10 protein-coding genes are annotated in these 10,957 nt (G+C 47.5%); 2 read left to right on the forward strand and 8 right to left on the reverse strand.

The features are described from left to right. The first annotated feature begins 262 nt into the window (after window positions 1–262). Together ACIDITHRIX25_RS75005 and ACIDITHRIX25_RS75010 are read left to right on the forward strand one after the other, a co-directional pair. Window positions 263–760, forward strand: coding sequence for a phosphate-starvation-inducible PsiE family protein (locus ACIDITHRIX25_RS75005; protein WP_201732849.1), 498 nt, complete (start codon window positions 263–265; stop codon window positions 758–760). Window positions 761–929: 169 nt separating this feature from the next. Then, entirely contained in the window at window positions 930–1,691 is a 762-nt protein-coding gene (locus tag ACIDITHRIX25_RS75010) for a class II aldolase/adducin family protein (RefSeq protein ID WP_052606479.1), read from the forward strand. Window positions 1,692–2,296: 605 nt separating this feature from the next. Here the strand turns inward: ACIDITHRIX25_RS75010 and gcvPB are convergent. From gcvPB to gcvH, 8 genes are all read right to left on the reverse strand, one after another. Next, window positions 2,297–3,766 carry an aminomethyl-transferring glycine dehydrogenase subunit GcvPB gene (gcvPB, locus tag ACIDITHRIX25_RS75015; protein ID WP_502756214.1) on the reverse strand — a complete coding sequence of 490 codons (1,470 nt, stop codon included), beginning with the start codon at window positions 3,764–3,766 and terminating at the stop codon, window positions 2,297–2,299. Between the two features lie 53 nt (window positions 3,767–3,819). Then, a complete protein-coding gene (gcvPA, locus tag ACIDITHRIX25_RS75020) occupies window positions 3,820–5,166 on the reverse strand; it encodes an aminomethyl-transferring glycine dehydrogenase subunit GcvPA (RefSeq protein WP_201732851.1) in 1,347 nt (448 codons plus the stop codon). 62 nt (window positions 5,167–5,228) lie between these two features. After that, entirely contained in the window at window positions 5,229–6,281 is a 1,053-nt protein-coding gene (gcvT, locus tag ACIDITHRIX25_RS75025) for a glycine cleavage system aminomethyltransferase GcvT (protein ID WP_201732852.1), read from the reverse strand. A 301-nt stretch (window positions 6,282–6,582) separates the two neighbouring features. Continuing rightward, on the reverse strand, window positions 6,583–7,098 hold the full coding sequence (locus ACIDITHRIX25_RS75030) for a MerR family transcriptional regulator (RefSeq protein WP_082058757.1): 516 nt from the start codon (window positions 7,096–7,098) through the stop codon (window positions 6,583–6,585). A gap of 320 nt (window positions 7,099–7,418) precedes the next feature. Next, window positions 7,419–7,928 (reverse strand): bifunctional nuclease family protein, encoded by a 510-nt coding sequence (locus ACIDITHRIX25_RS75035; RefSeq protein WP_201732853.1) that lies wholly within the window; start codon window positions 7,926–7,928, stop codon window positions 7,419–7,421. A gap of 84 nt (window positions 7,929–8,012) precedes the next feature. After that, window positions 8,013–9,707, reverse strand: coding sequence for a MerR family transcriptional regulator (locus ACIDITHRIX25_RS000000104270; protein WP_052606483.1), 1,695 nt, complete (start codon window positions 9,705–9,707; stop codon window positions 8,013–8,015). A 1-nt stretch (window position 9,708) separates the two neighbouring features. Then, window positions 9,709–10,110 (reverse strand): FHA domain-containing protein, encoded by a 402-nt coding sequence (locus ACIDITHRIX25_RS75045; protein ID WP_052606484.1) that lies wholly within the window; start codon window positions 10,108–10,110, stop codon window positions 9,709–9,711. 153 nt (window positions 10,111–10,263) lie between these two features. Next, window positions 10,264–10,641 carry a glycine cleavage system protein GcvH gene (gene gcvH / locus ACIDITHRIX25_RS75050; protein ID WP_052606497.1) on the reverse strand — a complete coding sequence of 126 codons (378 nt, stop codon included), beginning with the start codon at window positions 10,639–10,641 and terminating at the stop codon, window positions 10,264–10,266. Window positions 10,642–10,957 lie beyond the last annotated feature (316 nt).

Consider the following 10,957-nt stretch of genomic DNA (forward strand, 5'->3'; position numbering starts at 1 on the left):
GCTAATCGAGAAAGCCCTAGCATTACGGCGTCTACAATCCATTCTTTGGAATTCACTCGTTCACTCCCCCATTGCATACCCATACGTGAGGTAACATCCTCCCCGCCCTTACGGACTGCGTATTCTGGCGATATTTGATAAACGAAATGCTATGTCCAAAAAGATCGCTCAAATGGTTGAGGAGAAACTCACCCCTTCGTGTCATTAATTGCCATTCCAAGGGAATTTGAAGAGGACCACGAACGATACAGGGTAACTCGACGTGTATCGTGTCGTCATGCCCCTTTTAAAAGAGACCGGATATGTCAAAAAAATAATTGAACAGGTTGAAAAAGTATTGTATCTTCTGGTAGGTACACTACTTGTGATAATGGCTTTGGCCGTCTTCGTGCAATCAGCAGCCGATCTCTCAAAATTGACGTTTTCAAGTTTTGTAAACTCACAGATCGCAAAACTCCTAAACGATGCCCTCTTTACCATTATCATCCTTGAGCTACTCTCAACTGTGGTTTCACACCTTTTCCGGGGAGGATTTCAGCTAAAGGCATTTTTGGTAATTGGGATAATTTCATCGGTACGACGGGTTCTCGTTATAGGAGCACAATTATCCACTACCTCCACAATTACTAATTCATCCTTTAATCGTGGAATCATTGAGCTTGGAGTCGACGCGGGCGTAGTTCTCCTTCTTTCTGTTGCACTCGCCATCAATCGAAAGTATTCAACCGACAAAGAGAAAAAATCTGACGCTGTCCACTAGTACAAATTAAAGCTCAATTAATCTTGCTTGCTTCATCGAGCGCTGACAATGTTATGCGTGGCGAGCAACAATGAAATCACAACCAACAAAATAGCCAATCTCCAAAAACATTAGCTGAGAATGATCTATCATTGAAACAAGAATGCTATTTCGTTGATTTGGGGAACACATGGCTAATCTCACCTTTCCATCAAGACCACGTTTTGATTCATTCGAGGACGAACGCCTCTATCGAAAACAACGACTCGCCGCTGGCTTTAGATTGTTTGCCAAGATGGGCTTTGATGAGGGCGTCGCTGGCCATATAACAGCGAGAGACCCTGAACGAAAAGACTGCTTTTGGGTAAATCCATTTGGTATGGACTTCTCTATGGTCCGAGTCTCGGATCTAATTCTGGTCAACGACGAAGGAGAAGTCGTAGAAGGTACATGGCCAGTCAATGCAGCCGCCTTTGCAATTCACTCACAGGTCCACAAAGCACGGCCAGACGTTGTGGCAGCCGCTCACGCCCACTCCATTCATGGCAAAGCATTTTCAACCCTTGGCACTCTCTTAGACCCAATCACACAGGATGCCTGTGCCTTCTACGGCGACCATAGTCTCTTCGATGACTATTGCGGCGTTGTCTTAGAAGCTGAAGAGGGGCGCAGAATCGCATCTACTCTTGGGTCGTCAAAGGCTGTAATCCTTAGGAATCACGGCCTCCTTACAGTTGGACAAAGTGTTGACGAGGCTGTCTTTTGGTTTATCACCATGGATCGATCTGCCCAAACCCAATTACTTGCACAAGCAAGTGGAACCCCTATACTTATCGACCACGAGATGGCGAAGCTCACATCAACCCAAGTAGGTACCAATGTCGCTGGGTGGTTTAGCTTTCAACCGCTCTACGAACGAATAGTTCGCGAACAGCCCGACCTCCTCGAATAGATCATCATCGACCCGATCCGAAGTCGATAATCAACCAAAGAATCTTTGCACTTGGGTGCTCAAACCCATGATCTTCCGATAGTTACTGCGATACCCTTGGCCCAATTCTGTCCTTGATTCGACCTACCAACAAAAAGGTGATCTAACCACAAGATCACATCGAACAACAAAAAGGTGGAAGTGGTGGCCCAACCAATCGGACTCCCTACCATCTTAAAAATAGGAACCGCAAATAGCCAGGTCAAAGTGGCACAGGGCGATTTTCAATGCATCGTTGATATCACAAACCAGACAAACTGCCTAGTCGAAGAACCTGCCTAGCAAAAAATTTACGTCAATTCATTTAGCCAACTAGTGACGTACTCGCCGCAAAGATCGAAGACCCGAGGAGATTCAAGAGATCAATGACCAGTTCTCTCCAATGGCACTGCTTGGTCGTAGTTCGCTCCTTGGGTAAGTCATTGACTCCGAAGATATAAATCGCACGAAAGTAACTTGATGACTCTCAAATTGAAAAAGTCTTTAGAGAAAACCATAGATTCCAGATCCCACTAAATAAAGCCCCAACGGCCAAGACAAATCAAGGTGCGCAAGGGCTTTTATCTTCATTTTGAATGGGCATCTACAGTTGTTATCAAGGTACGCGCAGCGCGGGCCTCGTCAACTCGGGTCACCGGGGTTCGCCTAGGGGCTCCTGCCATTTTTGATGCTGCATCTTCATCGAGTGCATCTTTGGCAAGCTCGATCAATGCCTCAGCCATCGCATCAAGAGTCTGTCTCGACTCCGTCTCGGTTGGTTCAATCATCAAAGCTTCATCTACAATGAGTGGAAAATAGACAGTCGGAGCATGAAACCCCTTGTCCAGAAGGCCCTTAGCTATGTCAAGTGCTCGAATTCCAAAGCTCTTTTTTAGAGCCGCAGTCGATACAACAAACTCGTGCATACAAGTAGCCTCGTAAGCCGGGGGATAATAGCTGGAGATCATGGCCTTTAGGTAGTTAGCGTTCAAAACTGCTATCTGAGACATCTGTCGAAGTCCCTCGCCGCCTAAAGCCTTCATGAAGGCTAAAGCACGAGCGTAAACTACGGCATTTCCATAGAAAGAGTGAACCCGCCCAATGGATTTACTCGGAGTGGTCCACTTTATACCGTCATGACCACGGACAGGATATGGACCCGGTAGAAAGTCAAGCAACTTCTCGGCCACCGCTACAGGGCCAGAACCCGGACCACCACCACCATGTGGTGTAGCAAAGGTCTTGTGCAAGTTGGAGTGGACTATATCAAAGCCCATATCGCCAGGGCGTGCGATTCCTACAATCGCATTGAGATTGGCTCCATCGTAATAGAGAAGGCCGTCCACGTCGTGGATCGCCTTTGCGATCTCTGCGATATCTTCTTCAAAAAGACCAACAGTATTGGGATTGGTCAGCATGATACCTGCGACATCATCGCCGACCAAGCTCTTCAATAGCTCTAAATCGACTAATCCCTTTTCATTTGAGGGAACTGTCACCACTGAATAACCCGCCAACGAGACCGATGCCGGATTAGTCCCGTGCGCAGAGTCAGGGATCAATATCTTAGTCTTATGATTTCCTCGATCTAAATGATACGCCTTCATCATCAAAAGGCCAGTAAGCTCGCCTTGTGCACCCGCAGCAGGTGACAAAGTTGCTCCAGCCATTCCAGTTATCTCTTTGAGGTAGCTTTCTATCTCAAGCGCAATTTCGAGCCACCCCTGAGAATAAGAAGAAGGAAGGTGGGGGTGCACCCCTGAAATACCCGACATTCCAGCAACTGTATCTGCGAGCTTCGGGTTGTACTTCATAGTACAAGAACCCAATGGGTATGCACCTAGGTCAACAGAGTACTGTCGATGCGTCAATCGAGTAAAATGACCCACTAGATCTCGCTCAGATACCTCGGGCAGAGCTACAGGTTCACTCCTAAGATAGGCGAGCGGAAGGTGGTCGCTAGCGTCCACAGATTCTATACCGCTATCTCTTATTGCACCACATCGGCGACCCGAAACAGATATCTCAAAGATGGTAGGTTCGCTATCTCCACCCATTAACGGAATCGAAGATGCTCGACCTCCGCTGGCAGCTCCATAAACTTCCTTTGTCATCTAATCACCTCTACTAGTGCTCCAACATAGCGATCTATCTCGGTCCGAGTCCGCTTCTCCGTCAGAGCGATCAAAAGGTCGCCCTCAAAATTATCGATTGCCAAAGATCCTTCAAGTGCCACACCGGCCAAAAATCCCAATGGATGCATCTCGTCTATTACTGTTGATGCGCGCTTTTTGAGTCTCACTGGGAACTCTCTAAAGCTTGGGAGCCTTGTCTCAATGGTGGTGAGACCCTCGCTAACAAGGCGCCGCTCGAGATAGACACGCGAACTCAAGCAGCTCCTTCCTACGTCTAAGAATCCCGATTTACCCAACCATGTAAGTTGGATTGCCGCCCATATCGCCATCAAAGTCTGATTGGTGCAAACATTCGACGAAGCCTTCTCTCGTCGAATATCCTGCTCGCGAGCGCGCAGTGTTGTAACGTAGGCTCGCTTGCCATTCATATCGAGAGTCTCACCTACAAGGCGCCCCGGCAAAAATCGTACAAGCTCGTTGGAGACGGAAAATAATCCAAGGTAGGGTCCGCCAAAGGAGAGAGGGATGCCAAGCGGTTGCCCTTCTGCAATTGCGATATCTGCGCCATAGCTTCCAGGCGACCTAAGAAGTGAGATCGCAATCGGATCATAAGCCACAACCATTAGAGCTCCCGCTGAGCTAGCAAGGCCACGTACCGCCTCAAGGTCCTCTACAAAACCCAGAAAATTGGGGTAACCAACTACTAAAAGAGCGACTCCGTCAAGGTTGGTGGGCCAAATAGTAGCGCCATCGGGGCCAATAGGGGCGATCTCAATCTCGTGGCCAGGACCTTTAGCAAAGGTCTCTGCAACTTCGCGCCAATTGGGATTAATGCCCCCTGAGATAACCACTCTCGAACGTTTGGTCTTAACGCAACCCAGGTTGATCGCTTCAACCAAGGCGGAAGCTCCATCGTAAAGTGAAGCGTTCGAAATTCCAAGACCTGAGATCCGACTTACCATGCTCTGGAACTCAAACAATCCCTGCAAAACACCCTGTGCCACCTCTGGCTGATACGGTGTATAAGCAGTTACGAATTCACTCCTTGAGCCAATAGAGGAGGTAACTGAGGCTATATCGTGATCATAAGAACCGCCTCCAGCAAAGCAGACCAGGTCTCGGTTGGATGGATGATTCATCGCCGCGTAATCGGCCATGACATCTATTACCTCAAACTCCGACAGAGCTTTCGGCAATTGCAAATCCCGCCTAAGTGCTACTGCATCTGGAATAGATGCATATAACTGGTCAAATGAGTCTAGGCCCAAAAAGGTGAGCATTGAATCAATCTCAGCTTGAGTATGAGGAGTGAAACTCGACAAGGAATGCCTTTCTTTGGAAAAATAATATCTTTGAATCGTCTAATTGCGCGACAAGGCCTTATCTATTTGACCTTGGCTACAAATGGAAGCGGGCATATCTCGCCTTGAATCACTCGATCACCAGAGTGAAGCTCGACCGCATCACCGAGACTTTGATTCACTGGTGCAAAACACATTGCGATTCCGACCTCTAAAATCGGAGAATAATTTCCCGAAGTTGACTTCCCAACTACTTCGCCCTTGAAGATCAGATCCATTCCATCGCGCATTGGTTGGCGACTTTTGCCCTTTACTCCAACTAATTTACGATGAATGCCTCGCTGCGACTCGGCCACCAAGGCGTCACGCCCTATAAAATCGCCCTTAGTCAAAGAGACTGCCCAACCGAGATTAGCTTGAAATGGAGTAATACCTCTCCCCAGTTCATGGCCGTGAAGCGGTAGGCCCGCCTCTAACCTAAGAGTGTCTCTAGCCCCAAGACCAGCCGGCACAACACCGACCTCTAGCAACTCATCAAAGATCTCAAGAGCGATCTCGTTTGGGACCGCTAGTTCAATACCGTCTTCGCCGGTATATCCAGTTCCAGCTACTAATACGTCATAGCCCTTATAGGAGAGTTCCTCTACCCTAAAACGCGGCACACGAGCACCCTCAGGAAAAAAACGCCCGAGAAAAATCCTTGCTTTTGGTCCTTGAACTGCTAATACGCTTCGGTCGGCGGTCACGTCTTGCCCGCCGATGGAATTTATAACCGAGCTTGTATTAGAGGCATTAGGCATCACGTCAAACCTATGCTCGCTCACCCACCAGACTATAATGTCGTCTACAACAGACCCTTCGACATCGAGATGATGTGTGTATTGAGCCCGCCCAGGATTTATCTTGGCTAGATCGTTTGTAAAGGAACGCTGAAGAATCTCTAAGCTATCCTTACCTGCCAAGCGAACCGTGCCGAGATGCGAAACGTCAAAGACAACAGCACCGCGCCGACACGCAAGATGTTCTGCGACAGTACCAGTTTTATAGGAGAGCGGCATCTCCCAACCACCAAATGGTACCATCTTGGCGCCTAGTTCCCGATGCCTATTGTTTAGAAATGTAGTTTTAAAATCCACCTTATGAACCTTAGCTCATTCGACACTTCTTTATGGTTGCTAACGATACGGGCGAGCAAGAATAAGCTACAACCGGAGGTTTCAAGGTTGTTAAATACGCCAAATGACACCGTTTTCAGACAAAGGGTATCCTAAACGAAAGCACGACCTACCCAATAGATCCCAGGTCTCTCTTCTAAGGTTGCTGACCATAGTTCCATGGATCGTCGCGATATGGCCGCCATCACTGCGAACCCGTCTAAATCAGGAAATAAGGCCTATCATAAGTGAAGCTATTCTTAGGGAATCGCCAAAAAAGAGATTAACGAACATCCTTTAGATCCATCATCGCACCCACAGGTACCGTGGTGTCGTCTAGGTCTGGAAGTTCGTCACTCAACGATGGACGAGGATCTATCGAGACTATATCCGCGTCAACCTCGTTACGTATATCACCAAAGGCCATTACCATTCCAAAGACCATCTGATTTCCACGCAGCAAGTCGACCAAATTCTCACCGTCTTGAGCAAAGACTGATTTGGAACCACTGACAACGAGAACAGGGGCACTTGCGCCGGAAAGGTCCGAGATCGACTCCAGCGACGCTAGAGCGTTTCGAACGCCTTGAAGCGAAAGACCGTTATCGATCAATTTCTTGATCATCTTCAACTTTAAAAGATCGTCATAGGAATACAGTCGTTGGCTGCCACTGCCGTGGGCATCAGCTATCGAAGGTCTAATTAAGTCCGTTCGCGCCCAATAGTCAAGTTGGCGGTAACTAATCCCTACGATCTTTGAAGCCAAATGGCCACTGTAACTTTTTAGTGGTGTAGTCATGGACAACTAGATCGACCTTTGTTATTGACTGAACTCGTATCAGCCTACTTTATCATCGTAATCTATCGAGATAACCTTAACATCTTTCGAACCCAACTTTATGGTCGACATGAACGACAATCTCAGTTCTCTAACCGAATAAATATCCCAAACTAAAGATTCCTAAAGTCATATTCGTTCAGTATCTAACTTGAGAGGCGAGTTAAAATCTTTCGATATAAAGACTTAAATCGCCGGGCACTTGGTGATGAAATCAACAAGAGATCAGATCCCGGATTCTTAGGCTAACCAAATCTATGAGACAGCCAGTTGCCTAGAGCCTAGGCAAAATCATCTGGATTGATATTGTCGAGAAATTCACGAAACTCATCCAAAACAGCGGGGTCTTCATTTGGAGTCTCGACGATTTCGTCATAGACCTCCTCATCTTGAACCACTACACCCTCTTTGGCGATCAACTCATCATTTACAAAGAGAGGAGCGCTGACCCTTATCGCGAGAGCGACCGCATCAGATGGTCGGGCAGAGACAACGAAGTTACCACTACCTGAAGTGAGATGAATATCGGCGTAGTAAGTCGAATCGCGCAGATCAACGACTACTACACGATCAATCGACGCACCTAGAGCACGAACCATATCCACAGCAAGATCATGCGTTAGAGGCCTAGGGGCCTCATAACCACGTTGAGCCATTGCAATAGCCGTCGCCTCAGGGCCACCAATAAAAATCGGTAGGCTACGATGTGGCTCCTGAACCTCACGAAGAAGTATCAAAGGAGTATTAGATCTAAGGTCGACCCGCACAGAAGATAACTCGACTTCTATCATGACACACAGCCTAGACCCACCGTCGGTCAAATAAATTTCCAAATTGAAAAATTAACTCTTTGGCTACAAATTAGCCCTCATAGCTCAACGTTGCTGATCACCTAAAAGTTGAGCTATGAGGTCACCTAGGAGAATGGATCGAAATCGGTCCACATTCTCTTCAAGGATCTTTGCGGTCTCCTTAGCACGGCGCTTGGAGCGAGCGTTGCTGCCACCTAGCGCAGTTGCAATAATCTGTTCAAACATTCCATATTCTTTTTCAACCGAGACCCGAATCGACTTCAGATGACGTGGTCCAAAGCCCAGCTGGGAAAGACTCTTGCACAATTTGACTAGCTCGACACTGCGTCTTGGATATATCAGCGATCCCTGGTGACGACGACCTTTTACAATTCCAAATGCATCTAACTCTGTCAGAAAGACCTCTGTCACCCCTGCCTCACGTGTCAACCCTTTGAGTGTCAAAAATCCTTCAGGAACGTCCTGCGCTGCTGGATTCAGCGCTCCGACTATCGCCTTAGCGGAATTGGTCCGAGGGACTCTATGTCGAGGAGTTTTACCAATTGGCTCACCCTGTAGAGCGTTGTCTTGAACCTTTGCCAGGGGCCTGCCAATTTGAATATCTGGAACCTTAGGCTCTGCCTGCTGGCTAAGATCTGGGTTCGACTCGACTACCTCCCTCGAAGGATTCGAAAAGTTAGTCGTTGCCTCCCTGGGACCGACCGGACGAGGAGTTCTGCGCCTTTTGGTCGAAGAGACATGAGAATCGCCAGAAGCCAAAATAGCACTAGGCATAACTGGTTCAACAGAGGTAGCCTCTAGCGAACCATCACCTATCAAATTGGGCGATTGGCTAAGTTGTGGATCATTTGCGACAGCGGCGATCTCTCCATCGGACTCGGGTGATTCATCCGCTCCAACCGATTCAATAGGACCATTTGGCTCTTTTTGTGCTTTGTCTACTACAAAATCACTCGAAGTTGCAACAGATAGATCAATCTCGAAGGGCTCAGGAAAATCTTCTGCTTTGAAGGATGGCTTTGGCGAATCATCGATTTGCCTCGATCGCTTCCGAAGCGGCTTTTTCAACTCGCCGCCCTTAGCCACAGAGTCGCCGACCAATGGCTCAACACCGGGTGTCAAAGAGGAAGGAGTTGGAGAGCTAGGGCTATCAAGTGGCACCAGATCTGACAAATTCAGTTTGGATGGAATGTCGCTGCGAGTTAATTTATTAATGTCTCGCAGAAATTCCGCATCTAACGTGGAATCCTCTTTGTCGCAGGGCAACTCTAGTAACTCCGAGCGCTTTGTATGGGGTCTAGAGCCACTCCTATATGCTACGACTCGTCCAACTGCGGGATTTTCAACCTCAAGGTCCTCAGAGCGAGTTGAAGTAGAACCCTCAGTAGCTGGGCTTATACCTTCAATCTCAAATGCTTTTTCGTTTTCCAGACCCAACAACGGTTGGTCGTTGCGGGTCGCACGGTCCGCCTTGGTTCTTCGTCCACCGACACTTCGTTCCAGCTGATCTAATCCAAATTGTTCACGGATTACGCGCAGCGGAAGGTACTGGTCTCGTTGGAGACGCAAGATTGAAGCCAAACGCTCAATATCTTTTGCTACAAACTTCCGAAAACCTGATGTCGTCCGCTCAGGTGCAATCAACCCCTGCGACTCGAGAAATCGAATCTTTGACATTGATATATCTGGAAATTCTTTTTGTAAAAGAGTTAGCGTTTCGCCTATCGATAGCGGTAGTTCCGGATCCTCTGCCCCCACTCTAATCCTTTGTGACAATTAGAAAGAGCAACTTGTATTTTCCAATCTGGACTTCATCGCCGCTCTTTAATACTTCAAAGTCCGAACGCTTATGATTAACATAGGTCCCATTTAGAGAGCCCACGTCGCTAATCGTATACTCGTCGCCTTCTCTCACTATTTCCGCATGGCGCCGAGATACAGTTACGTCATCCAAAAAGATATCACTAGCGGGATGCCTTCCAAGAGAAGTTCGGTCTTTTTCTAAATTAAACGAAGTACCAGCACTTGGACCGCCCTGCACGATAGTCAAAGCGCTTCCATTTTTGGCACCTTCAATAAGACTGGCAATCAGATCATCGCCCAATTCGTAAACCGGCTCGACCGAAGCAAGGGTGCCAGTCACCTCGTCGCTGTGATGCATTGCATCACCACAAGAAGAGCAATAATTAGCTCCCGCTTGATTCAAATGGCCACAACTACGACAAATAGACAAACCGTCAAACCTCTTGAACTTTTATCGCCGATACTCAAAGACCGACACCCACTCTTACGCCGTCAGATTCGCGCACAAGCTCTAATGTGCCGTTAGCTCATCATAGTCAGTTGAACTCATTGTCTCGAGATCGCTCTCATCGCCAAATTCAATAATGGCAATCCAGCCATCTTCGTAGGGGGATGAGTTTACCAGTTCCGGTGAGCTAACGAGTGACTCATTTACTTGAACGATATTTCCGCTCAGAGGCGAGTAGATATCAGAGACCGATTTGGTCGACTCTACCTCCGAAAATGAATCTCCCTTGGTCACAGCAACTCCCACCTCTGGGAGTTTCACAAAGACGACGTCACCTAAGGCGTCCTGTGCAAAATCGGTAATACCAATCTTGACTCGATTACCATCTACGAGTGCCCACTCGTGATCTTTGGTATAGCTTCTATCATTGGGATTGATCATATGAGACAACTTAGCTTTCAAAAAGGCCGAAACACTCCTAAAAATCGGACAATTCATCTTAGAATCAATTGAAAGTTCTTGAAGCCACAAAAGCTCACCCTCGCATAGATGCTTGAGGCGAACTCCCGTCCCCAGGTTAGCCAAACAAGAGATCTATCTTTTTATCAACAAGCTAATCCCAGATACACACAGAACTATTTTGATTTTCCGATCAATCCGAAAAGATTTTGATCTCACTGACCAAATTTTGCCAATCATAAAAGATCCACCGCAGATCCAACAGTCAATATCATGATTGATAAAAGACGAAAAGTCG

This window comes from Acidithrix sp. C25 (genome assembly GCF_904848545.2).

Excerpts from the sequence above, each read along its gene's own strand:
- ACIDITHRIX25_RS75010 (WP_052606479.1), top strand. The coding sequence starts at position 930 with ATGGCTAATCTCACCTTTCCATCAAGACCACGTTTTGATTCATTCGAG.
- gcvPB (WP_502756214.1), bottom strand. The coding sequence starts at position 3,766 with ATGGGTGGAGATAGCGAACCTACCATCTTTGAGATATCTGTTTCGGGT.
- ACIDITHRIX25_RS75030 (WP_082058757.1), bottom strand. The coding sequence starts at position 7,098 with ATGACTACACCACTAAAAAGTTACAGTGGCCATTTGGCTTCAAAGATC.
- ACIDITHRIX25_RS75035 (WP_201732853.1), bottom strand. The coding sequence starts at position 7,928 with ATGATAGAAGTCGAGTTATCTTCTGTGCGGGTCGACCTTAGATCTAAT.
- ACIDITHRIX25_RS75045 (WP_052606484.1), bottom strand. The coding sequence starts at position 10,110 with ATGCATCACAGCGACGAGGTGACTGGCACCCTTGCTTCGGTCGAGCCG.
- gcvH (WP_052606497.1), bottom strand. The coding sequence starts at position 10,641 with ATGATCAATCCCAATGATAGAAGCTATACCAAAGATCACGAGTGGGCA.